This window comes from Streptomyces sp. NPDC057249 (assembly GCF_042669245.1).
Classification (GTDB): domain Bacteria; phylum Actinomycetota; class Actinomycetes; order Streptomycetales; family Streptomycetaceae; genus Streptomyces.
This window is the reverse complement of the sequence record NZ_JBHUXS010000001.1, coordinates 191422-218304: the sequence shown is the minus strand read 5'-3', so window position 1 is coordinate 218304 and position 26883 is coordinate 191422. Positions and strand designations below refer to the sequence as shown.

24 protein-coding genes and 1 tRNA gene are annotated in these 26883 nt (G+C 71.0%); 21 read left to right on the top strand and 4 right to left on the bottom strand.

The window, feature by feature from the left end:
- Positions 1–58 precede the first annotated feature (58 nt).
- The 13 genes from ACFUJY_RS01060 (at position 59) to ACFUJY_RS01000 (ending at position 17549) form a co-directional block, all read left to right on the top strand.
- Entirely contained in the window at positions 59–703 is a 645-nt protein-coding gene (locus ACFUJY_RS01060; RefSeq protein WP_383292611.1) for a small secreted protein, read from the top strand.
- A 120-nt stretch (positions 704–823) separates the two neighbouring features.
- Positions 824–2365, top strand: a complete 1542-nt coding sequence (locus tag ACFUJY_RS01055; RefSeq protein WP_383292608.1) for a methyltransferase — start codon at positions 824–826, stop codon at positions 2363–2365.
- A 4-nt stretch (positions 2366–2369) separates the two neighbouring features.
- Positions 2370–3377 carry a winged helix-turn-helix domain-containing protein gene (locus ACFUJY_RS01050; protein WP_383292605.1) on the top strand — a complete coding sequence of 336 codons (1008 nt, stop codon included), beginning with the start codon at positions 2370–2372 and terminating at the stop codon, positions 3375–3377.
- Positions 3378–3450: 73 nt separating this feature from the next.
- The gene (locus ACFUJY_RS01045) at positions 3451–4500 is read left to right on the top strand and encodes an ATP-binding cassette domain-containing protein (RefSeq protein WP_383292602.1); all 1050 of its coding nucleotides are present in this window, start codon (positions 3451–3453) and stop codon (positions 4498–4500) included.
- Positions 4497–5288 (top strand): ABC transporter permease, encoded by a 792-nt coding sequence (locus ACFUJY_RS01040; RefSeq protein WP_383292599.1) that lies wholly within the window; start codon positions 4497–4499, stop codon positions 5286–5288. The genes ACFUJY_RS01045 and ACFUJY_RS01040 overlap by 4 nt, the downstream gene beginning before the upstream one ends.
- Before the next feature lie 59 nt (positions 5289–5347).
- On the top strand, positions 5348–6187 hold the full coding sequence (locus ACFUJY_RS01035; RefSeq protein WP_383292596.1) for an ABC transporter permease: 840 nt from the start codon (positions 5348–5350) through the stop codon (positions 6185–6187).
- Between the two features lie 99 nt (positions 6188–6286).
- Positions 6287–6484, top strand: a complete 198-nt coding sequence (locus ACFUJY_RS01030; RefSeq protein WP_383292593.1) for a hypothetical protein — start codon at positions 6287–6289, stop codon at positions 6482–6484.
- Between the two features lie 337 nt (positions 6485–6821).
- The gene (gene topA / locus ACFUJY_RS01025; protein WP_383292590.1) at positions 6822–9701 is read left to right on the top strand and encodes a type I DNA topoisomerase; all 2880 of its coding nucleotides are present in this window, start codon (positions 6822–6824) and stop codon (positions 9699–9701) included.
- A 224-nt stretch (positions 9702–9925) separates the two neighbouring features.
- A complete protein-coding gene (tmk, locus tag ACFUJY_RS01020; protein WP_383292587.1) occupies positions 9926–13249 on the top strand; it encodes a dTMP kinase in 3324 nt (1107 codons plus the stop codon).
- Positions 13250–13398: 149 nt separating this feature from the next.
- The gene (locus tag ACFUJY_RS01015; protein WP_018102166.1) at positions 13399–14604 is read left to right on the top strand and encodes a DNA polymerase III subunit delta'; all 1206 of its coding nucleotides are present in this window, start codon (positions 13399–13401) and stop codon (positions 14602–14604) included.
- 79 nt (positions 14605–14683) lie between these two features.
- On the top strand, positions 14684–16231 hold the full coding sequence (locus tag ACFUJY_RS01010) for an alpha/beta hydrolase (RefSeq protein ID WP_383292583.1): 1548 nt from the start codon (positions 14684–14686) through the stop codon (positions 16229–16231).
- Positions 16232–16330: 99 nt separating this feature from the next.
- A tRNA-Thr gene (locus ACFUJY_RS01005) sits at positions 16331–16404 on the top strand.
- Between the two features lie 323 nt (positions 16405–16727).
- Positions 16728–17549 (top strand): hypothetical protein, encoded by an 822-nt coding sequence (locus ACFUJY_RS01000; protein WP_383292580.1) that lies wholly within the window; start codon positions 16728–16730, stop codon positions 17547–17549.
- An 89-nt stretch (positions 17550–17638) separates the two neighbouring features.
- On the opposite strand, the gene ACFUJY_RS00995 is transcribed toward ACFUJY_RS01000, so the two are convergent.
- Positions 17639–19255 (bottom strand): tyrosine-type recombinase/integrase, encoded by a 1617-nt coding sequence (locus ACFUJY_RS00995; RefSeq protein WP_383292578.1) that lies wholly within the window; start codon positions 19253–19255, stop codon positions 17639–17641.
- Positions 19252–19911, bottom strand: coding sequence for a helix-turn-helix domain-containing protein (locus ACFUJY_RS00990; protein ID WP_383292575.1), 660 nt, complete (start codon positions 19909–19911; stop codon positions 19252–19254). The genes ACFUJY_RS00995 and ACFUJY_RS00990 overlap by 4 nt, the downstream gene beginning before the upstream one ends.
- A gap of 91 nt (positions 19912–20002) precedes the next feature.
- On the opposite strand from ACFUJY_RS00990, the gene ACFUJY_RS00985 reads away from it, so the two are divergent.
- Positions 20003–20290 carry a hypothetical protein gene (locus tag ACFUJY_RS00985; protein WP_383292572.1) on the top strand — a complete coding sequence of 96 codons (288 nt, stop codon included), beginning with the start codon at positions 20003–20005 and terminating at the stop codon, positions 20288–20290.
- An 89-nt stretch (positions 20291–20379) separates the two neighbouring features.
- On the opposite strand, the gene ACFUJY_RS00980 is transcribed toward ACFUJY_RS00985, so the two are convergent.
- A complete protein-coding gene (locus ACFUJY_RS00980; RefSeq protein ID WP_383292569.1) occupies positions 20380–21267 on the bottom strand; it encodes a phosphotransferase family protein in 888 nt (295 codons plus the stop codon).
- A complete protein-coding gene (locus ACFUJY_RS00975) occupies positions 21264–22655 on the bottom strand; it encodes a helix-turn-helix domain-containing protein (protein ID WP_383292566.1) in 1392 nt (463 codons plus the stop codon). The genes ACFUJY_RS00980 and ACFUJY_RS00975 overlap by 4 nt, the downstream gene beginning before the upstream one ends.
- A gap of 253 nt (positions 22656–22908) precedes the next feature.
- Between ACFUJY_RS00975 and ACFUJY_RS00970 the strand changes: the two genes are divergently transcribed.
- The 7 genes from ACFUJY_RS00970 (at position 22909) to fxlA (ending at position 26873) form a co-directional block, all read left to right on the top strand.
- On the top strand, positions 22909–23304 hold the full coding sequence (locus ACFUJY_RS00970; RefSeq protein WP_383292563.1) for an ATP-binding protein: 396 nt from the start codon (positions 22909–22911) through the stop codon (positions 23302–23304).
- Between the two features lie 39 nt (positions 23305–23343).
- Positions 23344–23802 (top strand): DUF6415 family natural product biosynthesis protein, encoded by a 459-nt coding sequence (locus ACFUJY_RS00965; RefSeq protein WP_383292560.1) that lies wholly within the window; start codon positions 23344–23346, stop codon positions 23800–23802.
- Positions 23796–24263 carry a DUF6302 family protein gene (locus tag ACFUJY_RS00960; RefSeq protein ID WP_383292557.1) on the top strand — a complete coding sequence of 156 codons (468 nt, stop codon included), beginning with the start codon at positions 23796–23798 and terminating at the stop codon, positions 24261–24263. The genes ACFUJY_RS00965 and ACFUJY_RS00960 overlap by 7 nt, the downstream gene beginning before the upstream one ends.
- 44 nt (positions 24264–24307) lie before the next feature.
- The gene (locus ACFUJY_RS00955; protein WP_317435386.1) at positions 24308–24508 is read left to right on the top strand and encodes a DUF5999 family protein; all 201 of its coding nucleotides are present in this window, start codon (positions 24308–24310) and stop codon (positions 24506–24508) included.
- Positions 24505–25170, top strand: coding sequence for a hypothetical protein (locus tag ACFUJY_RS00950; protein ID WP_383292554.1), 666 nt, complete (start codon positions 24505–24507; stop codon positions 25168–25170). Before ACFUJY_RS00955 ends, ACFUJY_RS00950 begins: the two co-directional genes overlap by 4 nt.
- Positions 25171–25378: 208 nt before the next feature.
- Complete coding sequence (gene fxlM, locus ACFUJY_RS00945) at positions 25379–26617, top strand: methyltransferase, FxLD system (protein WP_383292551.1); 1239 nt, start codon at positions 25379–25381, stop codon at positions 26615–26617.
- Between the two features lie 52 nt (positions 26618–26669).
- Complete coding sequence (gene fxlA, locus ACFUJY_RS00940; RefSeq protein ID WP_161254880.1) at positions 26670–26873, top strand: FxLD family lanthipeptide; 204 nt, start codon at positions 26670–26672, stop codon at positions 26871–26873.
- Positions 26874–26883: the final 10 nt, after the last annotated feature.

Below are 26883 nucleotides of genomic sequence, written 5' to 3'. Positions count from 1 at the left end.
ATGGAGGGCGTTCGGCGTGTAAGTTCCGGGGCCGAGAGCCTTGGAAGGGACCAAACCGGTGAACAAGAAGCTTGCAGCCGCGCTGTCCGGCGGTGCGGTACTCGTACTGGCACTGTCGGGCTGCAGCGACGACAGCGACGACAAGGTGAACGACTGGGCGAAGAAGGTCTGCGACCAGGTTCAGCCCCAGCTGCAGAAGATCGCGAACGCCAACGCGTCCATCCAGCAGCAGACCTCCGACAACAGCAAGCCCGCCGACGTCCAGAAGACCGACTCCGCTGCCTTCCAGCAGATCTCGCAGGCGTACAAGGCGCTGGGCTCGGCCGTCGATTCGGCGGGTCCGCCGCCGGTGGACGACGGCGAGACCACCCAGAAGGAGGCCGTGAAGGAACTCAACGCCTCCTCCGCGGCCTACGCGAAACTTCAGGAGAAGGTCGACGACCTGGAAACGAAGGACCAGGGCAAGTTCGCCGACGGCCTCAAGGGCGTCGCGGAGGAGCTGAACAAGATCAGCACCAGCGGTGACCAGGCGCTGCAGAAGCTCCAGTCCGGCGAGGTCGGCACCGCGATGGCCAAGCAGGAGGGCTGCCAGAAGCCGACCGCCTCGGCGTCTCCCTCGGCCGGCGCGTCGGACGACTCCGAGCCCTCGGCCAAGCCGTCGAAGGAAGCGTCGCCCTCCGCGTCCGCCGACAAGAAGGCGTAGCCGGGCGGCCGTCTGCACGGCTCGCCGGGATCGGACGGAATCCGGGTGAGCGGCCCGGCCACCCCGGGGGCGCCCGGCGCGGTGGCCGGGCCGCTGCCGTTGTCAGTGGGAGCCGTCACAATGGGGCACGTGAGTAAGACCAGCCTCTTCGCAGCAGACCTTCCCGCAGCGGACCACGCGCACCGACTCCGCGAGGCCCTGCTCGCGGCCGCGTTCACGGCCGACGGGCTCCTCGACCTGCTCGGCGCGCCCGCCTACGCCGCGCTGGCCCGCAGCGAGACGGTGCCGGCATCGCGGGCCACGCGTGGCGACACGCCGCTCGCCACGCTGGTGCGCCTTTTCCTCCTCCAGCGGCCCGTGCCTGCCGAGCGGGCGGCGGCGGTGCTCCCGCTCAAGGAGTGCGTGGCGGACGGCTGGCTGACCGAGACGGCCGGCGAGGTGCGGGCGACCGTCGATGTCCGGCCGTACGGCGGCCCGGACGGCGAGGACTGGTTCATCGTCTCCGACCTGGGCTGCGCGGTCGGGGGCGCCGGCGGGATCGGCTCGCGCGAGAAGGGCGTCGTCCTCGGCATCGGCGGGGCCTCCACCACCCTGGCCGGGATCACCGTCCGCAAGCCCGTCGGCTCCGCCCTCGACGTCGGCACGGGCTCCGGCATCCAGGCGCTGCACGCCGCGCAGCACGCCACCAGGGTCACGGCGACCGACCTCAATCCGCGTGCCCTCGCCTTCACCCGGCTCACCCTCGCCCTGTCCGGCGCCGCCCCGGCCGATCTGCGCGAGGGCTCGCTGTACGAGCCGGTCGGCGCCGAGACCTTCGACCTGATCGTCTCCAACCCCCCGTTCGTCATCTCGCCGGGCACCCGGCTCACCTACCGCGACGGTGGAATGGCCGGTGACGACCTGTGCCGGACCCTGGTGCGGCAGACCGGCGACCGGCTCAACGAGGGCGGTTTCGCGCACTTCCTGGCCAACTGGGAGCACACCGAGGGCGAGGAGTGGCAGGACCGGCTGCGCGCCTGGGTCCCGGAGGGGTGCGACGCCTGGATCGTGCAGCGCGAGGTGCAGGACGTCACGCAGTACGCCGAGTTGTGGCTCCGCGACAGCGGCGACCACCGCACGGACCCGGCGGAGTACGAGGCGCGGTACGACGCCTGGCTGGACGAGTTCGAGGCGCGGCGGACGAAGGGCGTCGGCTTCGGCTGGATCACGCTGAGGAAGTCCGCCCCGGCCGCCGCCGGGAATCCCTCCGTGGTGATCGAGGAGTGGCCGCACGCGGTGGAGCAGCCGCTCGGCCCCGCGGTCGAGGCGCACTTCGCCCGCCAGGACTATCTGCGCGAGCAGGACGACGCCGCGCTCCTGGCCGCCCACTTCACCCTGGCCGCCGAGGTGGTGCAGGAGCAGGTGGGGCTCCCCGGGGCGGAGGACCCGGAGCACGTGGTGCTCCGTCAGAACCGTGGCATGCGCCGGGCCACCAAGGTCGACGCGGTCGGTGCCGGGTTCGCCGGTGTCTGCGACGGCTCGCTGCCCGCCGGGCGCATCCTCGACGCCATCGCCCAGCTGATGAACGAGGACCCGGTGCTGCTGAGGGACCGCACCCCGCAGGCCATCCGGCTGCTGGTCGAGGAGGGCTTCCTGGAGCCGCTGCCTCCGGGCGGGCGGTGACCGGATGATCCGGATCGAGCTGGACGAGGCGTCGCTCGGCGCCACCCGCATCGCGATCAGCCCGCTGTGGGACGCCTTCTGCAGCCTCCACCTCGCGATGCCGCACCGCCACCCCTCCCGCCCGTACGAGGAGTGGGTGGTGCGGGCCCGTGAGGTGCTGCGCGAGGACGACCGGACGCATGCGCTGCGGCTGCTGATCGACGGCCCGCTCCAGTTCCCCGACTTCATGCTGCCCCGGCCGGTCGGGGCCACCGCCGTCGAGGCGGAGCTCGACGCCGTCCGGGCCACGCCGGCCGAGGTCGTCCGCGCGGGGATCGCCGAGCACTACACGGGCCTTGAGGACCACCCGTACGTACGCCCGTATCTCGCCGATCCCGAAGGGGCGTGTGCGGCGCTCGCCGACGCGTACGCGGCCTATTGGGAGGGCGCGATGGCCGCCCACTGGCCCGTCATGCGCCGCCTGGTCGAGGACGAAGTGCTGATCCGGGCGCGGACCTTCGCCACCGAGGGCGTCGACGCGCTCTTCACCGGTCTGGAGAGCCGGGCCACGTGGCAGCCGCCGGTCCTGGAGCTGACGAAGCACATCGACGCGGAGTACCGGGCCGGCGAGCGGCGGCTGCTGCTCGTGCCACTCGTCTTCGCGGAGGGCTGCCGGCTCTACTCCACCGACGACCCCGAGGTCCTGACGCTGTCCTTCCAGGCGCGCGGCGCGGGCGCCCTGCGCGAGCGGCCGGCGGAGCGCGGCGACAGCGGCGACCGGCTCGGGCTGCTGCTCGGCCGGGGCCGGGCCTCGGTCCTGCGCCAGCTCGGCGGACCGCTCACCACCGCCGGGATAGCCGACCGGCTGGGGCTCGCGCCGAGCACGGTCTCCGAGCATCTGTCGGCCCTCGCCGAAGCCGATGTCGTCACCCGGCACCGGATCGGCCGCAGTGTTTACTACCAGCTCACCGACACCGGCCGGGCCCTTCTGGCGCTGCTCTCCGGAGAGGACGTGCTGCGCGCGGTGTCGTAGCAGCGGGCGCGGACGATTCGGGGGGTTCCGAATCGATGGCAGGGGTGGGAGCGGCGGACCTAGCGTCCGGGCCATGCTTGCGATCGAGGCGACGAACCTGCGCCGCACCTACACCAGCCGGACCGGCTTCCTGCGTCCGCGCCGCACCGAGACCGAAGCCGTGCGGGGGGTCACCTTCGAGGTGGCACGCGGCGAGCTCTTCGGGCTCCTCGGGCCGAACGGCGCGGGCAAGACGACCACCATCAAGATGCTCAACACCCTGCTGCTGCCCACCTCCGGCACGGCCCGGGTCCTGGGGCACGACGTGGCGTCCGACCCGGTCGCCGTACGCCGCCGGATCGGCTACGTCTTCGGCGGCGACCGGGGCCTGTACGACCGGCTCTCCGCGCTCGACAACCTGCGCTACTTCGCCGAGCTGTACGGAGTCGAACCCCGGGACCAGAAGCGGCGGATCGCCGGGCTGCTCGACCTGGTCGGCCTCGCCGGGCGCGAGAAGGAGCGCGTCGAGGGGTACTCCCGGGGCATGCGGCAGCGGCTGCACATCGCTCGCGGCCTGCTGCACAGCCCCGATGTCCTGTTCCTGGACGAGCCGTCCATCGGTGTGGACCCGGTGGCGGCGCGCGACCTCCGCCGCACCGTCGCCGACCTCCGCACCGGTGGCACCACGGTGCTGCTGACCACGCATTACATGGCGGAGGCCGACGAGCTGTGCGACCGGATCGCCGTCATCGCGGGCGGCACGATCAGGGCACTCGGCACGCCGGACCGCCTCAAGTCGCGTGTCCGGGAACGCGGCATCCTGGAGATCGAGGCGTACGGGGCGGGCGAGGACCACCTCGAACGCATCCGCGCCGTGGCCGGTGTGCACGGTGTGGCGGCCGAGGACCGGGGTGCCCGACAGGCCGTCATCGTGCAGACGGAGCACGGCGCCGACCTGCACGGCCAGGTCCTGGCAGCGCTCGACGGAGTCCGCCTCGGACGGGTCGTCACCAGGGAGCCCACGCTGGAGGACGCCTACATCGCGATCGTGGAAGAGGCGGACGAGCCCTCCGGCCCGGAGCCCGCACCTGTTGTTCCGGGCCCCGGGACGGACCGCCACCTCGAAGGCGAGGTCGCCGCATGACGGCCGCCCGGGCCCTGCGCCTGACCGCCGTCGGCGTGCGGACACACGTGTCGTACATGAGCCGTTCGCCGCTGGAGGTCACCTTCGCCGTCCTCGTGCCCCTGGTCTACGCGACGCTTTCCGTCTACCTCTTCCGCGCCGCCGACGACCCCGACCGGCTGTTGACCGCGGCCGTCGGGGCCGGGTTGATGGGCATCTGGTCCTCGGTCCTCTTCGGGTCCGGCGGGGCCGTGCAGAACCAACGCTGGCTGGGCACCCTGGAGACGCTCGTCGCCTCGCCCACCCCGCTGCCCCTCGTCCTGCTGCCCATCACCCTGGCCACCGCCGTCATCGGCACCTACTCCATGGGCGCGACGGTGCTCTGGGGCGCGGTGCTCTTCGGCGTGCCGCTGGACTTCGCGCATCCGGTGCTCTTCCTGGCCGCCGTCCCCGCCTGTGTGTTCTCGCTCGGGATGATGGGTCTGCTGCTCGCCGCCACCTTCGTCCTGCTGCGCAACGCGAACGCGCTGGCCAACCCGCTGGACGCCCCCGTGTGGCTGCTGTCCGGGATGCTCGTGCCCATCACCGTGCTGCCGGACTGGACGCGTCCGGTCTCCTGGGCGCTGCCCACCACCTGGGGTTCCCGCGCGGTGCACGCGGCGACCTCCGGCGGGGCGGGCTCGGGCGAAGTGCTGCTCCCGATGGGCGCCGCCCTCGGACTCGGGGCGTTCTACGCCCTGATCGCCGTCCTCGTGCTGGGACGCGTCGAACAGCGGGCGCGGGCCGCCGCGACCCTCGCCCTCGCCTGACCCGGCGCGCCGGAGCCGGCGCCCGCGCTCCCTTCCGCCCCACCCCAGGAGGTGCCCGCATGCCCGCCCATGTCCCCCACCCGGATTCCGGTTCCGCCCCCGGCCTGCGCCGCCGGATCGTTTCCGCGGCACGGCTCGTGATGATCGGTGGCGCCCTCTCGTACCGGGCGCTCTTCAACTGGACGACGCCGCCCATGTTCATCGGCACCCTGCTCGTCGGTCCGCTGCTGCAACTCCTCTTCTTCGTCTTCCTGGGACGGCAGCTGGGCGTCGCCGACGACCGCTTCTACCTGCTCGGCAACGCCGTGATCTCCTCGTCCACAGCCTGTGTGTACGGCGGCACGATGGCCGTCGCCAACGAGCGGCGGTACGGGACGCTCGGCGCGGTCCTGCTCAGCCCCCGCCGCCGTGCTCCGCTCTGGTTCGGCCGGGCCCTCCCGTATGTGCTGAACGGTCTCGTCATCAGCGTCTTCACGCTCTCCGCCGCCTGCCTCCTGCTCGGTCTGCGCATTCCGCTTGGGGCGCTCCCGGGGCTTGGCGCGGTCCTGCTCGCCGCCGCTGCCGGATGCTCCGCCTTCGGACTGGCGCTGGGGGCGCTGGGGCTGCGGTTCCGGGACGTCTTCCTCGTATCGAACGTGGCCGCTTCCGTCCTGCTGCTCCTGACCGGGGCGAACGTGCCGCGGGAGACCCTGCCGGCCTGGATGCGGGCCGTCGGGGACGTACTGCCGCTCACTCACGCCGCCGACGCGGCGCGTCAGTTGTCCGTGGGGGCCGGACTCGACGGCCGGGGGATCGCCGCGGAGCTGCTGACGGGCGCCGGGTACGCCCTGCTCGCCGTCGTACTGCTCGCTCTGTTCGAACGGGGGAGCAGGCGGCGCGCGACGCTCGACGTGATGTGACGGTCCTGCTGTTCACCCCGTGTTGGCGCCCGCGACGTTCCGTGGTGGGAGCCTCCCCGCGTATCGGAGACGTGGCAGGGGAAGAGGGAGGCGTACGGAATGGAGAGCGGGCCCGCTGTCCTGGCCGGAACGACGTTCGCACTGTTCGGTGCGGCGCTGCTGCTGTGGACGGGGGCGTGCGTGTTGAACCGTGCGCCGGTGGTGTACGGGGTGCGCCCCGTCGTCTCCACCGCACTCGTCACTGTGTTCGGCGTACTTTTCCTCGTCCTCGGGGTGTGGTGCTTCGGTCGCGTGTGAGTGCGTCCGCCTGACAGGTGTACGAGGGCGGGTCGCTCCGGGGCCCGGTGGTGAGGCCGGGAACACGCCCGGGCCGGCCGGCCCCCGCGCCCGGCGCCCGCGGGGCGGTCCGGGCGGTCCCGAAACCCGCAGGCGGCGGCCGTGTGCGGGGCGGACCGAGCGGGCCGGGCGGCAGGAATGCCGGAAGTCGGGTTACCGTTCGAGTGGCCGTTGCGGGCTTTTGCCGTTTGACACGGGGGCGGGTTGTACCGTCACACTCCGCAGCGACAGCACTGTCGGCAGCGCCCTCGCGCTGCCCCGGATGCCCACCGAGCGTCGACCGGAGAGAAGAGCGAAGTTGTCCCCGACCAGCGAGACCGCACAGGGCGGCCGCCGACTCGTCATTGTCGAGTCCCCTGCCAAGGCGAAGACGATCAAGGGCTATCTCGGCCCCGGATACGTTGTCGAGGCGAGCGTCGGGCACATCCGCGACCTCCCGAACGGCGCCGCCGAGGTGCCCGACGAGTACACCGGCGAGGTGCGCCGCCTCGGCGTCGACGTCGAGAACGACTTCGAGCCGATCTACGTCGTCAACGCCGACAAGAAGGCCCAGGTCAGGAAGCTGAAGCAGCTGCTGGCCGAGTCCGACGAACTCTTCCTCGCCACCGATGAGGACCGCGAGGGCGAAGCCATCGCGTGGCACCTCCAGGAAGTCCTGCGGCCCAAGGTCCCCGTCCACCGGATGGTCTTCCACGAGATCACCAAGGACGCGATCCGCGCCGCCGTCGCCAACCCGCGCGAACTGAACCAGCGCATGGTCGACGCCCAGGAGACCCGCCGCATCCTCGACCGCCTCTACGGCTACGAGGTCTCGCCGGTCCTGTGGAAGAAGGTCATGCCGAAGCTCTCGGCGGGCCGCGTCCAGTCCGTCGCCACCCGGCTCGTCGTCGAGCGGGAGCGCGAGCGCATCGCCTTCCGCTCCGCCGAGTACTGGGACCTGACCGGGACCTTCGCCACCGGGCGGGGCGTAGCCGGCGGGAGCGCAGCGACTTCGCTTGAGGGTGGTGGTGGGCGACGGGAGGGCGCCTCGGACCCCTCGACCTTCACCGCCCGGCTCAGCGCGGTCGACGGGCGCCGCATCGCCCAGGGCCGCGACTTCGGCGCCGACGGGCAGCTGAAGTCCGCCTCCGGCCAGACGCTGCACCTGGACGAGGCGAACGCCCGGGCTCTGGCCGCCGCGCTCGCGGACTCCGCGTTCGCCGTGCGGTCCGTCGAGTCGAAGCCGTACCGCCGCTCCCCGTACGCCCCCTTCCGTACGACGACCCTCCAGCAGGAGGCGAGCCGGAAGCTGGGCTTCGGGGCGAAGGCCACCATGCAGGTGGCGCAGAAGCTGTACGAGAACGGCTTCATCACCTATATGCGTACGGACTCCACGACCCTCTCGGACACCGCGGTCGCCGCGGCCCGGGCGCAGGTCACCCAGCTGTACGGCGCCGACTACCTGCCCGAGAAGCCGCGTACGTACGCGGGCAAGGTCAAGAACGCGCAGGAGGCGCACGAGGCGATCCGCCCCTCCGGCGACCGCTTCCGCACCCCTGCCGAGACGGGTCTCACCGGCGACCAGTTCCGGCTGTACGAGCTGATCTGGAAGCGGACCGTCGCCTCCCAGATGAAGGACGCGACCGGCAACTCGGTCACCGTCAAGATCGGCGGCCGGGCGAGCGACGGGCGGGACGCCGAGTTCTCCGCGTCCGGCAAGACGATCACCTTCCACGGCTTCATGAAGGCGTACGTCGAGGGCGCCGACGACCCGAACGCCGAGCTGGACGACCGCGAGCGGCGGCTGCCGCAGGTCACCGAGGGCGACGCGCTGTCCGCCGACGAGATGTCGGTCGACGGCCACGCGACGAAGCCGCCCGCCCGGTACACCGAGGCGTCGCTGGTCAAGGAGCTCGAAGAGCGCGAGATCGGCCGCCCGTCGACGTACGCCTCGATCATCGGCACGATCCTCGACCGCGGCTACGTGTTCAAGAAGGGCACGGCCCTGGTGCCGTCGTTCCTCTCGTTCGCCGTGGTCAACCTGCTGGAGAAGCACTTCGGCCGGCTCGTCGACTACGACTTCACGGCCCGCATGGAGGACGACCTCGACCGCATCGCACGCGGTGAGGCCCAGTCCGTGCCGTGGCTGAAGCGGTTCTACTTCGGTACGCAGGAGGGCGACGACGCGGCCGGGGCGGGAGCGGCCTCCGACGCGGGCAACGGCGACGGCGACCACCTCGGCGGACTCAAGGAGCTCGTCACCGACCTCGGCGCGATCGACGCCCGGGAGATCTCGTCCTTCCCCGTCGGCAACGACATCAAGCTTCGCGTCGGGAAGTACGGGCCGTACATCGAGCGCGGTGAGAAGGACGCGGAGGGTTATCAGAAGGGGGACATCCCCGACGACCTGGCGCCCGACGAGCTGACCGTCGAGTACGCGGAGGAACTGCTGGCCAAGCCGAGCGGCGACTTCGAGCTCGGCGCGGATCCCGTGAGCGGGAACCAGATCGTCGCCAAGCACGGGCGGTACGGGCCGTACGTCACCGAGGTGCTGCCCGAGGGCACGCCGAAGACCGGCAAGAACGCGGTGAAGCCGCGGACGGCCTCGCTGTTCAAGTCGATGTCGCTCGACACGGTGACGCTGGACGACGCGCTCAAGCTGATGTCGCTGCCGCGCGTGGTCGGCGTGGACGCCGAAGGCGTCGAGATCACGGCGCAGAACGGGCGCTACGGGCCGTACCTGAAGAAGGGCACGGACTCGCGGTCGCTGACCTCGGAGGACCAGATCTTCGACATCACGCTCGAAGAGGCCCTCGCGATCTACGCGCAGCCGAAGCAGCGGGGGCGCGCCGCGGCGAAGCCGCCGCTGAAGGAGCTGGGCACGGACCCGGTGAGCGGTTCTCCGGTCGTGGTGAAGGACGGGCGGTTCGGTCCTTACGTCACCGACGGGGAGACGAACGCGACGCTGCGCACCGGGGACAGTGTCGAGGACATCACGCCGGAGCGGGGGTACGAGTTGCTGGCGGAGAAGCGGGCGAAGGGGCCGGCGAAGAAGAAGACGGCGAAGAAGTCTGCGGCGAAGAAGGCGCCGGCGAAGAAGGCCGCGGCGACGAAGAAGGCTGCGGCCAAGAAGACCACGGCGAAGAAGGCTCCGGCGAAGAAGGCTGTGGCGGCCAAGAAGGCTGCGGCGGAGGAGTAGGCGCTTCCGGGTGTTCGGGTGGGGTGGGTGCGCCTGCGGCGGGCCTGTTCCCCTACCCGCCCCTTCCCGAAACCGGGGCTCCGCCCCGGGCCCCGCGCCTCAAACGCCGGCGAGGCTGGGTTTCGGGGGCTCCGGCCCGGGCCCCGCGCCTCGAACGTCGGCGGGGCTGGGTGTTTGATCGGGTGGGGGCACGGGGGGCGTGGGTGTCCCGTTAGGCTGGGCGGATGACGCGAGCCGAGCAGCCTACGGTCGTGAGCCCCACCTCCGACGCACTTGCCGCAGACTCACGCGAGCGCGCCGTACGAGCCCTGTTGCGTGTTCCGCCGCTGAAGCGGTTGTGGAGCGCCCAGCTCGTCGGCGGTACCGGCGATGCACTCGCCCTTCTCGTGCTGGTGCTGCTGTCGCTGCAAGCGGCGGTTCTCGAGGGCTCATTCGGGACCGGATACCGAGGGGCGGCCTTTGCCGTCGCCGCCGTGTTCGGGGCCCGGATCATTTCCACCCTGCTCTTCGGAGCCGTACTCCTCGGGCCGTTGACGTCGCTCACGGCGCCGGGCGGGCCGGTCGACCGGCGGTGGCTGATGATCGGCGCCGACGGGCTGCGGCTCCTGCTGCTCGTCGTCGCGCCCCTGTGGATCGACTGGACGCCCTCCAACGCGCTCACGATGATCCTCGTCACCGTCTTCGTGTCCGGGGCGGCCGAACGGCTCTGGACCGTCGCCAAGGAGAGCGCGGCGCCCGCGCTGCTGCCCGCCCCGCCGATCGAGGGCGCCGCCGTGCGCCCGCTGCCGGACCACCTCGACGCGCTGCGCCGGCTGTCCCTGCGTACGGACTTCGCGGCCGTTCCCCTCGCCGCGGCCGTCCTGCTGGTCGCCACGGTGATCGGCAGCCTGCTGGGTTCCGGCCTGGACTGGTTCTCCTTCCATCAGGCGGCCCTCGGCTCGTACGTCGCGGCCGGGCTGTTCTCCGCCTCCATCTCCACCCTGTACTTCCTGCAACTGCCGGGTACGCAGACGCCTCGCCCGCGTTCGCCCCTGGAGGGGTTGCGCCGGCCGTCGGCGGGGAACGGCCCCGACAAGGGGCGCACCGGTTCCGTCCCGCTGATCGTCGCCACCTGCGCGGCGGTCGCCGGTGCCGTCGCGGCCGCTGCCGCCGTCGCCGTGCTGCACGCCAGCGACCTCGGCGGCGGGCCCGTCACCCTCTCCCTGCTGGTCCTCGCCCTCACCGGCGGTACGGGTGTGGGCATCCGTACGGCGGGGAAGGTGCTGCCCACCCTGTCGCGGCGGCGGATGCTCTCGTTCGCCACCGCCGTCACGGGCGTCGCCCTCCTGGCGATGGGCCTCGTCCCGGACACCGCGACCGTCGTCCTGCTCGCCGTACTCGCCGGATACGCGGCGGGCGTCGCAGCGAACACCGGTCATGTCCTCGTCGACCAGGAGACCGAGGAGGCCCGCCGGACGAGGCTCGGCGAGCACCTCCAGGCCGTCGTCCGGGTCCTCATCGCCCTCGGCGCGGTCGGCGGTCCGCTGGTCGCCGCGGCCATCGGCACCCACCGGCTGACCATCGGCGACTTCGTCTTCGCGCACGGCGGCGCCGCGTTCACCCTGATGCTGGTCGGCGCCCTGCTGCTGCCCGTCGCGGTCATCGTCCTCGCGAAGACGGACGACCGCTCCGGCGTACCGCTGCGACGCGATCTGCGCGAGGCGCTGCGCGGCGGCGACCCGGCCGTCGCGCCCGCCGGGAACGGCTTCTTCATCGCCCTGGAGGGCGGCGACGGAGCCGGCAAGTCCACCCAGGTCGAGGCGCTCGCCGCGTGGATCCGGGCCAAGGGCCACGAGGTCGTCGTCACCCGTGAGCCGGGCGCGACCCCGATCGGGAAGCGGCTGCGGTCCATCCTGCTCGACGTGTCGTCGGCCGGGCTCTCCAACCGGGCCGAGGCCCTGCTGTACGCCGCCGACCGCGCCGAGCACGTCGACTCGGTCGTCCGCCCGGCCCTGGAGCGCGGTGCCGTCGTCATCTCCGACCGCTACATCGACTCGTCCGTCGCCTACCAGGGCGCGGGCCGCGATCTGGCCCCCACCGAGATCGCCCGCATCTCGCGCTGGGCGACGAGTGGCCTCGTACCGCACCTGACCGTGCTCCTGGACGTGGCGCCCGAGACCGCGAGGGAACGGTTCACCGAGGCGCCCGACCGGCTGGAGTCCGAGCCGCCCGAGTTCCACGCCCGGGTGCGTTCCGGCTTCCTGACCCTGGCCGCCGCCGACCCGACCCGCTACCTCGTGGTGGACGCCGGTCAGGAACCGGAGGCCGTCACCACGGTCGTACGCCACCGTCTCGACCAGGTCCTGCCGCTCTCGGAGGCCGAGATCAAGGCCCGCGAGGAGGCCCGCAAGGCCGCCGAGGAAGAGGCCAGGCGGAGGGCCGAGGAAGAGGCCGCGCGCAAGGCCGAGGAGGAACGCCTGGAGCGCGAGCGGCAGGAACAGCTCGCCAAGCTCCGCGCCGAGGAGGAGGAGCGCAAGCGGCGCGAGGAGGAGGAAGCGCGCCGCCGCGAGGCCGAACGCCAGGCGGAGGAGGCCCGGCAGCGCGCGGAGGAGGCCAGGCGCCGTGCCGAGGAGGAGGCCGCCCGCAAGGCCGAGGAGGAGCGGCAGCGTGCCGAGGAGGCACGCCGCGCCGCCGAGGCCGAGCGCGCGCGCCGCGAGGCCGAGGAAGCGGCCTACGAAGCGGAGCAGGCTCGACTGCGCCGGCAGGCGGAGGAGGAGTCCCGCCTGCGCAAGGAGGCCGAGGCCGCGCGGCTGGAGAAGCAGCGCAAGGCCGAGGAGGCCCTGCTCCGGGCCGAGGCCGCCCGTCGCCAGGCCGAGGCGGAGGCGGAGGCCAAGGCCCGGGCCGAAACGGAGGCCGCCGAGGAGCGTGCCCGTGAGCGGGCCGCCCGCGAGGAGGAGGCCCGCGCGCTGGCCGCACGGCAGGAAGCCCGCGCCCGGGCCGCCCGTGAGGAGGAGTCCCGGCTGCGGCAGGACTCCGGAGGTTCCTCGGAAGCCGACGGTTCCGGTAGCGGTGACGAGCCCTCCGGGCCCGACAACGAGTTGACCGTGCCCACGCCGATCGTCGACCCGAACGAGATCACCCAGCCCGTTCCCGCGCCTGCGGACCCGGCCTCCGGTTCCGACCGGGGTCGCGGCGGGCCGTGGCCGTCCGACCAGGACGAGACGACCGTGATCCCGAAGTTCTCGGACTCCGAGGAGACGACCGTGCTGCCCGCCGTCCCGGACACCGGGCGCGGTGGCGGTGCACGGGAGTCCGACCCGTCCGACCGCGTGCCGCGCGGCATCTTCCGGGACGAGCGGCCGGCGGAGGGCGACAACGAGCGCACCCGTGAGCTGCCGCAGATCACCGACCCGCACGCGCAGCAGCAGCGGCCCCGGCGCCCCCGGCCCGACTGGGCGGAGGAGACCCCGCTGGACGACCTGCCCAGCCTGGCCGACGAGCTGCTGGGCGGTTACGACGACGAGGGCCCGGAGTCGTCGGGCGGCCGGGGACGACGCCCGCGCCGCTGACCGGTCCGGCGCCGACGGAAGTACGCCGATGGCCCCGCGCCCTCCACGGGTGCGGGGCCATCGGCGTCCGCGTTGTCAGACCCGTCCCTCACAATGGGAGACCGGATCGACGCGAGCCACACGTCGAGCGAAGCGGAAGGCGGTGCCCCATGTCCGTGTGGGACGACCTGGTCGGCCAGGACCGGGTGCAGGAGCAGCTGGGCGCCGCCGCCCGGGACGCCGATGTGCTGGTCACCGCCGACGCGGCGGGGGAGCCGGTGCCGCCCGGCTCCAAGATGACGCACGCCTGGCTGTTCACCGGACCGCCGGGCTCCGGGCGCTCCACCGCCGCCCGGGCCTTCGCCGCCGCGCTCCAGTGCACCAGCCCCGACCGCGCGCTGGGCGGGGCGCCGGGCTGCGGCTTCTGCGACGGCTGCCACACCAGCCTGATCGGGACGCACGCGGACGTCGACGTGATCCGCACCGACCTGCTCTCCATCGGTGTCAAGGAGACCCGTGAGCTGGTGCGCCGCGCGCAGCTCTCGCCGGCGGTCGGGCGTTGGCAGGTCATCGTCATGGAGGACGCCGACCGCCTCACCGAGGGCGCGGGCAATGTTCTGCTGAAGGCGGTCGAGGAGCCCGCCCCGCGCACGGTGTGGCTGCTGTGCGCCCCCTCGCTGGAGGACGTGCTGCCGACCATCCGGTCGCGGTGCCGCCACCTCACCCTGCGGACGCCGCCGGTCGACGCGGTCGCCGACGTCCTGGTCCGCCGGGACGGCATCGACCCGGAGCGGGCCGCCGCCGCCGCCCGCGCCACCCAGGGGCACATCGGCAGGGCGCGCCGCCTCGCCACGGACGAGCGGGCCAGGGCGCGCCGGGCCGCGGTGCTGAAGCTGCCGCTGCGCGTCGAGGACATCGGGGGATGCCTCAAGGCGGCGCAGGAGCTGATCGACACCGCGACCGAGGACGCGAAGCAGGCGTCCGAGGAGGTGGACGCGAAGGAGACGGAGGACATGAAGGCGGCGCTCGGTGCCGCCGCCGGAGGCCGGATGCCGCGCGGCACGGCCGGGGTGATGAAGGAGCTGGAGGACAAGCAGAAGCGCCGCAAGACCCGCACCCAGCGCGACAGCCTCGATCTGGCGCTCACCGAGCTGACCGGCTTCTACCGCGATGTGCTCGCCCTGCAGTTCGGTTCGCGGATCGCGATAGCCAACGCCGACGCCGAGGACGCCCTGGACCGCGTCGCACGCGCGTCCACCCCGGAGCGCACGCTGCGCCGGATCGAGGCGGTGTCGGCCTGCCGCCGCGCCCTGGACCGGAACGTTGCGCCGCTGCTGGCGGTGGAGGCGATGACGATGGCGCTGCGCGCGGGCTGAGAGGTGCCCGTATCCCCAGCCAATCACCCGAAAGAGCAAGGAATCGGGTGAACGGCGGGGCTGCGGCTACGCTCCGGGCATGGACACCAGGCGCCCGTTCCGCACTCTTGCCCTCGTGCTCGGCACTGCCGGCCTGCTCGTCTCCGGGTGCGGCGGCGGAGACGCGTCGTCGGAAGCCTCCTCCGCCGGTACGGCCTCCGCGTCGCCCTCGGCCGTCCCGGCCGGCCTGAAGTCGTACTACGCGCAGCGCCTCAGCTGGCGGGACTGCGGTGTCAGCGGCTTCCAGTGCGCGACGATGAAGGCGCCGCTGGACTACGCGAAGCCGGACGGCGGCGAGATCAAGCTGGCCGTCTCGCGCAAGAAGGCGACCGGCCCCGGCAAGCGCATCGGCTCCCTCCTGGTGAACCCGGGCGGCCCCGGCGGATCGGCCATCGGCTACCTCCAGGGCTATGCGGGGATCGGCTACCCCGCCCAGGTGCGGGCCCGCTACGACATGGTGGCCATCGACCCGCGCGGGGTGGCGCGCAGCGAGCCCGTCGAGTGCCTGACCGGGCCGCAGATGGACGCGTACACGCAGGTGGACCAGACCCCGGACGACGACGGCGAGGTCACGAAGCTGGGTGACGCCTTCGAGAAGTTCGCCTCGGGCTGCGAGAAGCGCTCGGGCGAGGTGCTGCCGCACGTCTCGACCGTGGAGACGGCACGCGACATGGACATGCTGCGCGCCCTGCTCGGCGACGAGCGCCTGAACTACGTGGGGGCGTCGTACGGGACGTTCCTGGGCGCGACCTACGCCGAGCTGTTCCCGGGCCGCACCGGCCGCCTGGTCCTCGACGGGGCGATGGACCCCTCGCTCTCGTCGGTGGAGATGAACCGGGCGCAGACGGCGGGGTTCGAGACGGCGTTCCAGTCGTTCGCGAAGGACTGCGTGAAGCAGGCGGACTGCCCGCTCGGGAGCACGTCCGCCTCCGACGCGGCGGACCGGCTGAAGAAGCTCTTCGCCGACCTGGACGCGGACCCGATCCCGACGGGCGAGTCCCGCGAGCTGGGCGAATCGCTCGCGACGACGGGCGTCATCGCCGCGATGTACGACGAGTCGGCGTGGCCCCAGTTGCGCGAGGCGCTGACCGGCGCGGAGTCGGGCGACGGCTCCGGGCTGCTGGCCCTGGCCGACAGCTACTACGAGCGGGAGCCGAGCGGTAAGTACACCAATCTGATGTTCGCCAACGCCGCGGTGAACTGCCTCGACCTCCCGCCCGCCTTCACCGGCCCCGAGGCCGTCGAGAAGGCCCTCCCCTCCTTCGAGAAGGCGTCCCCGGTCTTCGGCAGGGGCTTCGCCTGGGCGGCCCTGAACTGCGCCCACTGGCCCGTCCCCGCCACCGGCACCGCCCACCGCATCGAGGCGAAGGGCGCCGCCCCCATCGTCGTCGTCGGCACCACCCGCGACCCGGCCACCCCGTACGCCTGGGCCGAGTCCCTGGCCGGCCAGCTCTCCTCGGGCACGCTGCTCACCTACGAGGGCGACGGCCACACCGCGTACGGACGCGGCAGCGACTGCATCGACACGGCGATCAACACGTACCTCCTGGAGGGCGCCCCTCCGGCCGCGGGCAAGAAGTGCCGCTGACCTGCGCGAACGGTGCCGGGGCGGGCTGGTTCGGAGCACCCCCGGAAACTGTGTAGACTTGGCGTCGCTGCTGATCGCATCATGGTGCGAACAGGGCGCGCCGCCTTAGCTCAGTTGGCCAGAGCAACGCACTCGTAATGCGTAGGTCTCGGGTTCGAATCCCGAAGGCGGCTCAGTAAAGGCCCAGGACAGATAGCCTCTGACCTGGGCCTTTGTGCTTTTCTTGATCCATTCTCGGCGGTGATGTGTCCCGCTCGGGGCACCATGATCGCCACCGGTGGACAACCGGTGGACAGGCGTGCAGCGGGCGTGCAAAGCGGTGGACAGGCGGGGGCCGGCCGACCGGCAACGGGGAGGCGACTTCAAGAGCGCATCTGCGGTCCACGGGCCGTAATCCGTCGTGAGTGCTCTTGGGGGGTTCCTATAAACCGACGTCGTCACCGCGCCACCTGGTAGAGAATCGGTCGGTCGGAAGATCACGGTGGAGGGGGCGGTCGTGAACGTGATGCGCTTCGACGCGGAGGCCGGCGAATTCGTCCTCGGCGTCCGGGAGGAGAGCGTCCAGCTCCTTCGGGGCATGGGCACGATCTGTCTGCAGGTCGGGCTGGATGTGAAGGCACCCAGTGCGACGAAGGCCGGCAGGTTCCTGGCTCTCCAGACCGACCTGTACGGGATCGCGAACCCCTACCAGCGGACGCTCGTCGGACGGGGGACGGAAGTGCTCGCGTTCACGCCGGAGACCGGAGTCGAGCGGCCCGTCCTCAAGTTCCTCCTCACCTCGGCCCAACTCCACGCCATCAACGAGGCTCGCGACGGCGACCTCCGAATGGAACTGGAGGTCACCGGCACGCTTCCGCAGGCCCCCGGCTACCCCGGTAGCACGACGGAGGTCCTGCACTTCAGCGTGGCAAAGAGCCGCTGGATCGAACAGGTCTCCGCCCTCGGCCCCGCGGTCGCGTTCGAGATGCAGGTCCCGTTCCCGTTGGAGGACGACCCCCGCGCGACGCCCGCCCGGTTCCTGCGCGCAGCCCAGCGCCGACTCCTGGACGACGACATCGAAGGCGCGATCCTGGAGGCCCGTCGCGCGCTTGAATGGATCAAGGACCACAGCGGCTGGAAGTGGCCCGGCGGTAAGGACAGGTTGCAGCGCACGCAAGACGAACGCTGGGCTTGGATCCGTCTCGCCGTCGAGGACCAGACGAGCGCAGCGGTTCACAAGGACGCGGTGACGTCGGCGTTCAGTTACAGCAGGGACGAGGCGAAAGCGCTGATCGCCATCGCCGCAGCGCTGTTGACGGTCGTGGATGACCCTCTCTGAGCAGCCCAGCGAGGCCGTGAAGCGGCTTCGCGCACAAGCCGGAGCCCCGGTCAGCTTCCCTCTGACCGGGGCTCCTTCTCCGTCCACCGTCAGGCGGAACGATTCTGCTGGGTCGCGTCGTCCTTACGTGGTGGCGCCATCCTCGGCAGGCGAGACGCGGGGTCTACCTGCGGCACGACGTCCGGAACAGCCGCCAGCGCCTTACGCGCATGAGGGACGAGCTGCACGACCTTCTCGGCGGCGTCACGCGCCAGGTCGTCGAGGACCGACTGGTAGATGTCCCGCGTGATCCGCGTGTCCGAATGGCCGAGGGTCTCCGAGACGACCTTGATGTCGACGCCCGCCGCGAGCATCAGCGTCGCAGCGACGTGCCGGAGGTCATGAAGGCGGATCGGCGGAAGGCCAGCCGCCTCCACGAGGCGCTCGAACAGATCGCTGACCTTGCCCGGGTGGAGGAGAGAGCCGTCCTCCTGGGTGAAGATCCGACCGGTGTTCTGCCAGCCCTCACCCCATGCCTCGCGCTCGGTCTGCTGGCGCGCCTTGTGCGTGAGGAGGCCCTCGTTGGTCTCGCCGTCCAGGGCGATCAGTCGGAGGCCGCTGTCGGTCTTGGGCGCACCCTCGTGGACCTCCCAGCCGTCTTGGACGAGCTGCGTGGCGATGGCCAGCGAGCAGTGCTTCGCGGAGTAGTCCTCCCAGCGGACACCGCACGCCTCTCCTCGCCGAGTACCGCGAAACGCAATGAGTCGCCAGAGCAAGTACAGCCGGTCTCCCGCGACGAAGTCGAGGAAGACGGCGGTCTGCTCCGGGGTCCAGACCATGACCGGCGACGGCCGCTTACCGGTCTCCTGCCAACGAGTGATGCGCTCCTCGGTCCAGACAAGGGCCTTCGGCTTGGTACCGGGCAGCAGTTCGACGTGAGCGGCCGGGTTGAAGGCGGGCATGACCTGCTGAGCGATGGCAACGTTGAGCGCGGCCCGGAGCGTGTCGCGGATGTGAGGCTGGGTGTTCAGCCCGGTGACTCGACGGAACGGCGGCATCGCGTCGAGCTGTGCGCGGAACCACTTCCGGCGCGCCCGGTTCTCGGCTCCCTTGTTCGGGGTGGCCTTCAGCTCGTCGGCGACCGCGCGTCGCTGGGCGTTCTGCTCCTGGATCTCGATGTTCCGCTCGTTGATGGCGTCGAACATCTTGTCGATGTGGTGGACTCGGAGCTTGTCGAGGCGAAGGTGCCCGAGGTGCGGCTTGAGGTGGACGCGGATGTCGCATTCGTAGCGCGACGCACCGCCACGGCGCAGACGTTTCCGCCCGGCCAGCCAGGTGTCGAGCCACTCCCCGACGGTGGTCTTCGAGTTGAGCGACTGACCCGTCTGGAACCGGCGACGGGTCTCGTCGTAGTCCGGCAGAGGGGTCTTCTCCTTGACGCAGTCCTCCAGCAGGTCGCTGATCTGCGTCCTGCCCCACGCGTCGTCCTCTTCGGGAATCGCCATGAGGGCGCGGACCTTGCCCAGCTCCTCCTGGGCCTTGGTGGAGGTCTCGAAGCCACCACGACGAAACCGCCGTCGTCGGCCGTCCTGGGCGGGGTCCAGCTCCTGGAACACCCCGAAGGTCCCGTGCCGTCGCGACTGGAGCTTCGGGCACGACGCCCCGAGGTCCTTGCCGGTCTCGGGGTCAGTGCACCGGCACCGCCGCGTGATGGTGCCCTTCTTCATCCACGCTCCCCGGCCTCGGGACGTATGTCGGTCTCGTCGACAAAGGCGAGTCGGTCAGGAAGGGCCGGAGGGGTGAGGCCGCGCTGACGCATCCGCTCTCGGTACGCGCGCAGCTCTTGGGCGTCCTCGAAAGCGTGCGCCTCGTATCCCTCGGCCCGCTCAAGAAGCGTGGCTCGGCGACTGCGGTCCAGAGTGGTGCTGGCCACACGTCGCCGCTCCTGCGCCAAGTCGTACGACGACATCGACGCGGCAACGAGGTCGCCATGGTGTCGGAAGCTGTCGAGCACGTCCCGGGGCGAGCCCTCGGGGGCCGCATCATCCAGAGGTGTCTCACCGGTGAACCACGCGACCGCGTCCCAGGTGGACAGCTCGCGGCCCGGCAGAACCTCGACCGCCGCCGAAGAACCGAGCGGGAACAGCAGGGTGACCGGCGGGACGTCCAGTACGTCGGCAAGCATGACGACGTCCGCCACGCTGACGCTCGTCTTGCGTCCGGACTCCAGGTTCTTGATCGAGTGCTCGGTGATTTCCGGCATGCCGCGGGCCGCGCACTCCTGCGCGACCTCGGCCATCGTGAGGCCGGCGGCCCGGCGCGAGTCTCGTAGGCGCTGAGCGATCCGACCGGTGAACGCTGTCGCCCATTGATCAGGTGTCATGGTGGCACCCTAAGAAGCAAAAAGGTGCTGCCGCAACTCCGTGATACACCTTTCGCGTCACTGCGGCACGCGTAAACATCAGGAGAGCGTCATGGCAGCACCTAAGACGGCAGGAGCGGGGCGGGGGCTGACGAGCGACGAGCTGCTCGCTCTTCCGGCGGTGATCGATCTCGACACCTCGAACAAGGCGCTGATGATCGGACGGTCCACCGGGTATGGGCTCGCCAAGCAGGGGGAGTACCCGGTCAGGGTGCTGCGCCTAGGGAACGCCTACCGAGTGGTCACGGCCGACCTGCTGAAGCTGCTGGGCTTGGAGCACCGGCACTCTGGGGGAGGCCAGGAGGCGAGCGGCAGCGAGCGGCACGGCCTCGCTGCGTAGTCCGTACGCCGCGCAGGATGGCGCAGCGCCTTCCGGCCAGTCTCGTAAGGGCAGGGAGCTTGCAGGGATGAGGTGCACGAACACCTTGATCAGAGGATGCCCTTCCACGACCACGGCCGCAGTCCGGATCGACCACGCAGACAGTCGATCCGATACTGCGCCTGGCTCCGCCACTCCGCATTGCTGGCTGCGTGTTGCGCCGCGTACGTCACCATCCGCAGCTCACGGGCACGCGCGAGGATGGGGTAGCCCTCCCACGCAGTCACGTCATGTCCGTACACCGCACAGAATCGGTCGTACTCGCGGCTGCTGACGGCTCCAGTGGTCTTCGCGCGCACGGCGGTGGATACGAGATCCCATTCCGGAGGCCCCACCGAGAAGCGCTCCAGGTCCATCATCAGGACCCCGTCGGCCGTGCGGACGATGTTGCCGGGCCATGCGTCGCCGTGCACAGCCCGGTCGGGGAGACCGGCCGGCCGCTCGGCCCAGGCTGCTACGAGGTCGCGGTGAAGAGCGCGCAACCACTCCTTGTCATCAACGCAGATCGTGGTGGCCGCTTGCAGCCGTTCGTCGACCCGGATGAAGGGGTCGAGGTACCCCAACTCGATGTCTGGTGTGGGCAAGGAGTGGAGTTGTGCGAGGAGCTGAGCGACGTCTTCAACGGAGCCGTGCTCCTGCGGGGGGAGTTCTGCCCAGAAGGTGACGGGTCTGCCGCCTGCCTCGACCGGCTGCTCCACGTCGACCAGACGAACGGCGGGGACGTTCTCCTGGTCGAGCCAGCGTGCGACGCGCACCTCGCGGGCTGCCGCAGCACTCTGTCCTTCCCTGGCGATCCGCACGATCACCCGTTGATGAGGCAGCCGCCATATCTGGTTCTCGGCCAGGCGAAGAGGTTCCGCTCCGTCGGAGTCCAATCCGACTGCGGAACATGCCTGCTTCAGGACGTGACGCGCCGGTGCGGCTGCCGAAGAAGTCATGCCGAAACCGTAGCGGCGATCCGATCTCGCAGCGCCGAAGCCTCCTGGACGCTCCGATGCTTCGAGGCGAAGCGGCCGAGTTGCCGCAGGTCGTCGGCAGCTCGCCGGGAGGTGAGCCGGCCTACCTCGTCGAGGGCGTCGTGGCCGAGCGCCGCCGCCTTGCGCGGGTCGCCCTTGGCCATGAGCAGAGAGGCCAGCTTGGTCCGCGAGATCGCCCGGGACCGCTTGTAGGCGTCTGTGTGTCCCTTCACCGCTGTGTCGAATCGGCGCGCGGCCCGGCCCGGGTCCTGCCCGGCCAGGATCGCGAGATCGAACAGGGCGTGAGCCGTGTCCCCGTTGTGCTGCGCCTCGTCGTAGTAGGCCATCCACGACGGGTCCTCGGCTGGCCGGGCCCGGGTGAACGCTTCGTCCGCGGCGCCGACGGCCGCCATGGTGTCGCGGACATTCCCCATCTTCCCGAAGGCCCTGGCCCGCGCCGTGTGAAGCATCGCCTGCTCTGTCGCCGTCAAGCGGTCGGAGCGCACGAGCCCCTTCTCGGCGTAGGTGAGGCCGTCATCGGGGGCTCCGATCCATACGGCTTGCCGTGCGAGGAACGAGTACGTCTTGGCTCGCAGATGCCAGTCGCCGGCCTCCTCGGCGCAATCCGCTGCGAATCGAAACGTCTTGGTGGCTTCGTCGTGGTGGTAGGCGTCGAAGGCAGAGGCGCCGACCACGATGCCGAGGCGCGATACGGCGGCGAACAGGTCGGTTCGTAGGTGCTCGGGGAACTGCGCTTGCAGCAGGCCGGCCGACCACTGCATCGCTCGGGCGGCCACGTCACGTACCACGCCCCCGCCGCCCAGCTCGTTGTCCATGCCGCTGAGGGCGTTGGCCACGGCCAAGACCTGGTCGACGTGGCTCGGGTTGATGTGGGATGGGAGAGACAGCTCGGCGGGCGCGAAGACATTGGTGAAGTTGAGAGGGGCTATGGCGGCGAGGCCGCCGATTCCGAGGAACGAGCGTCGAATCACGGGCTCATGGCTCCCAGGGCGAAGAGTCGGTTCGTCTCTGCCCAGGATGCGGCCTGTGGGCGCCTGAACGCGCACCTCCCCCCGGCGCGCGGAAGCCTTATCGGCATCAGCCCGCTTTTTATCGGCATCGCCGTCGCCGAAGACCATCGGCCACGCCCGGTCTAGGAGCCCACCCGTGCCGAGGGCATCATCGAGCCGCTGCACCACGTCGCGACGACAGCTCGGGTACTTGCCCTTCTCGATCGACAAGATCATGTCGTCGCTGACCTGCACTAACCGACCAAGCGCTTTGGCCGACAGCCCTTGTTCCAGGCGCAGTCTGCGCAGCTCGCTGCCGAACCACTCCTGGGGGGACGCTCCCGGATCGAGCTGCTTCATTGGCTGCGGCATGTTCTGTCCCCGAAGTCGTCGATGCCGAACTCTTCACCTCTCGGCATCAGGCTCTGCACGTTCTCGGTGCGCTCTGCCTAAATGGTTGCTGATCGGTTCTAGACCAGTACACACCGCAACCCACCCCTGCTGAAGGGGTTCTGGCAGAACGGAGGGAGCAGCGATGGAACTACTCGTCGACACCCGTGAGCGGGATGCTTCTGTTCGAGCCACGTCCAGAAGTGTGGACGGCCAACTCGACATGAGTTTCAACGTCCGGGCCGAAGACCTGGGAACCGTCCGGGACATCGTCGCGGCGCACCTGTGCTGGTGGCGCATCGACACCGGCACCGCGCACCGCATGCTGACCGTGGTCAACGAACTCCTCACCAACGTCTTGCAGCACACCTCCGCGGACGCCGACGGGTGCCGGATGGCCAGCCTGCTCCTCCAGAAGGTGCCGGACGGTGTCACCGCCATCGTCCGCGACCAGGACCCGTGCCCGCCTGTGTTTGCGTCTCCGGACCCCCTGGCCGAAGAGGGGCGCGGTCTGATGCTGCTGCGCGCCCTGGCCGACGACACGTCCGTGTCCGTGAGCCCGGCGGGCAAGGACGTGTGGGTCTTCATAGGGACCCCGGAACCCACCGAGCACTTCTAACCCCCCACGGCCGGCGCTTGGCCTCTCCAGGAGTTCCCGATGTCCCTCACCGTTCTGGTTCCGGAGAACGACGTGGTTCCCCCGCCAGCCGACGAGCCCCGCACACCGCAGTGGACACCCCCACTCGATGCAGAGGGTTTGAGGTCCGTCCTGGAACGGATCAAGGAATGGAAGCCGCTCGACGTGGAGGCGGTCTTTGACGACCTCGACACGACGATCGGCAACCAGCCGCCGCCCGTCGCGACGACCGACGCCCTCATCGACCGCCTCCGCGGCCACCTGAAGCAGCTCAGCGACATCGCCGTCGCGGACGGGCGATACCCGCCCACCGTGGAGATGGTCCAGCTCGTTGAGCGAGGACGCCCCATCCGGGATGAGCGCACGCCGGCCGACTACCAGCGAGCCGTCGGTCTCGCTCGCCGCCTGGCCTTCGTGACGTCCGACCTGATCGAAGCGCTGATCGAAGCTCGCTACATCAAGGGGCAGGTCGAATGCTGACCGCCGCCGCAACGCTGCCGCGCCACTCCGCCGCCGTCTCCCTTCGGCCGGCTGCCGAAGCGTACGACTACGAGCACTTCCGTAGCCGTCTCGCCGAACCTGCTCTCCTCGCGGACGCCGTAGCAGTCCGTGTTTTCCGGGCGCCGCTCCTCGCGGTTCCCGTCGGCGGGCCGCGCCGCGGCGGATACATGTCCTTCGACCTCTTGACCCACGCGACGGAGACGCACGCCCTCCTCGCGGAGCACCCCGGCTTCCCGCTCCTGCGCGTTCGATGGTCGCCGTACCGCGACACCTGCCACACCGTCGAGTGGGGCGACCCCGCTCCCGACTGGCGGGAGGACGACGCGGTGTTCGGACGCTTCTACGGCTACAGCGAAGCAGCGATAGCCGCCTTCACGCGGCGGCACCACCGGACTCCCTCTTCGGCCGCGCCCGAACCGTGTTCCCCCACGGCACCGTAGCTCGCCGAAGAGGGCCCAACTTCCCACCCGAGAGGACGAGCACCATGTGTGCGCACAACCCGCCGTGCCCCACGGCTGAGGCTCCCGACAGGGAGGCCGCGCGGCCCCTCGCGCACCGGCCTGAGCAGGGCTGGAGCCTGCTGTGCAACGGAGTGCTCCTCTTCGAGGACACCGGTGAGTTGCTGCCGGACGGCCAGGTCATCGCCCCGCACCGGACCCTCAACGTGGCGAGGGCAGCCGCGTGAAGCGGACCAGCGCGGCGCCCCGGCTCGTCCCGTACATCACCCAGCGCGAGGGCGAGTACGGCGGACTGGAGTCGGAACTCACGCTGAGCATGAACGCCTTCGGCGCCGTGCGTCTCGCCTACCAGGACGAGACCCCGGCTGACCGCGGGCCCCGCGGTGAGCTGTGGGCCCGGTGCTCCCAGTCGCTGAACGCGGCCGGGAAGCCGACGGGCAAGCCGCAGTGGCGCATGGTCAACCCCGCCCGGCAGCGGAAAGCGATGGAGCAGCTTCGGTGCCAGGTCAGCTTCTGCCCGGCCGAGACCGACCAGGGCTACATCTTCCTCGCCGGGGATGCCGAAGGTGCTTCCCACCGTGCTGGTGAGCCGGTGAGGACGGCCCAGCCGCCGGTGTGCATGAAGCACCTGCGGCCGGCCATAGAGCTGTGCCCGCACCTGCGGAGGGGGCACATCGCCTTCCGCGCGCGGGCGACGTCGCCCTGGGGCGTCGTCGGCACCCGGTACCGCCTCACCGCCAGTGGCCTGGAACCCCTTCCCGCCGACGACGATGACGCGCCCGTGGCGTACGGACACCCCCAGTTGGGCTGGTTCCTGGCGAGCCAGCTCATACGCGAACTGCGGGACTTCGAGGTCGTCAATCTGGACGATCTTGTACACGCCGCCTAGAGGGCCGCCCGGGGGCCCTGAGTGATACGGACGGGACTCCTGGGCGGCTCACCACCGGCGCCGAGCCCTTCGCGCGCCGTCCGGCACGAAACCGCCAACCTTCGGCGGTCCGGCAAGAACGGAGAGCGTTCGCCAATAGCCTCCCGGCCCACCGGCACACCGTGCCGACCTACCTCCTCCCCTGAACACGAACGACCGAAGGAAGTCCATGACGAACACGACCGTCGAGCCCGACGAGGCGACCCGCCTGCGGAACAAGGTGGTGGACGAGCTGCGCGCGGACGGCAACATCTCCTCCCCGGAGATCGAAGCGGTGATGCGCAAGGTGCCCCGGCACGAGTTCACCCCCGCCGACACGCCGCTGGACAAGGCGTACGACACCTACGCCGCCGTGATCACCAAGACGGACGAGCACGGTGTGCAGCTCAGCTCCGTCTCCGCCCCGCAGATCCAGGCCATGATGCTGGAGCAAGGCCAGGTGAAGCCCGGGATGCGGGTCCTGGAGATCGGCTCGGGCGGGCTGAACGCGGCCTACCTCGCCGAACTCGTCGGCGAGGACGGTGAAGTCGTCACCGTGGACATCGACCCCGTCGTCACCGACCGCGCGCGCCGTCTCCTGGACGAGCACGGCTACGGCCGGGTGCACGTCGTCACCGCCGACGCCGCCGAGCCCGTCCCGGACCTCGGCGAGGTCGACGTCGTGATGGTGACCGCTGGCGCCTGGGACATCTCCCCGGCCTGGACCGCGCAGCTCAAGGAGGGCGGCCGGCTCGTCGTCCCGCTGCGGATGCGCGGCCTGACCCGGTCGGTCTCCTTCATCCAGGTCAAGGGCGAGCACGGCCTCTTCCTGGAGAGCGAGTCGGCGAAGATCTGCGGCTTCGTCCCGATGCAGGGCTCGACCGCCCACCGGGAAGAACTCCTCCTCGTCAACGGCACCCCGGAGATCGGTCTCAAGTTCGATGACGGCCTGCCGGCCGACCCGCACCGGCTCGACAACGCCGTCACGTTCCCGCGCCATGAGCTGTGGACCGGCGTCTCCGTCCGCATCCAGGAACTCATCGACACCCTGCAGATGGCGATGGCGATCAGCCTGCCGGGTTTCTGCACCATGGCCGTCGATGAGAACTCGGACTCGGGCCTGGTCGCTCCCGTGAACAAGCGGTTCGCGCTCGCGGCCGTCGAGGACGACACCTTCGCCTATCTCGTCACCCGTCGCACCGAGGACAACAAGCACCTGGAGTACGGGGTGCACGCCCTCGGCCCGCACGCGGAGCAGTTCGCCGACAAGGTCGCCGGGGTGCTCCGCGACTGGGAGGCCAACCGGCGCGGCGGTCCCAGCCCGGTCATCCGGGTCTATCCGGCCGGCACCCCCGATGAGCAGATCCCGGCGGACCGGGTCATCGACAAGGTGCACAGCCGGGTCTCGCTCTCCTGGCCCTCGGCGTAACACCGGGAGCCAGGTCATCCCGCACCACCCCAACGAGAAGAAGGGCACCAACATGACGAGCGCCACTCTCGCCCCGCCCCCGGTCGCGCCCGCGGCGTCGGCGGACCTGGACGACGACTTCGCGCCCCTGGACGTGAAGGTCGTCATCGCCGAGCACTCGTACGGCCACCTCATGTGCTCGACGGGCGACGGCTGCGGCACCACCTGCGCGACCGGTGCCTCCGCCTGCGGTTCCTTCACCGAGGACCCGGCCTGATCCAGGCCGA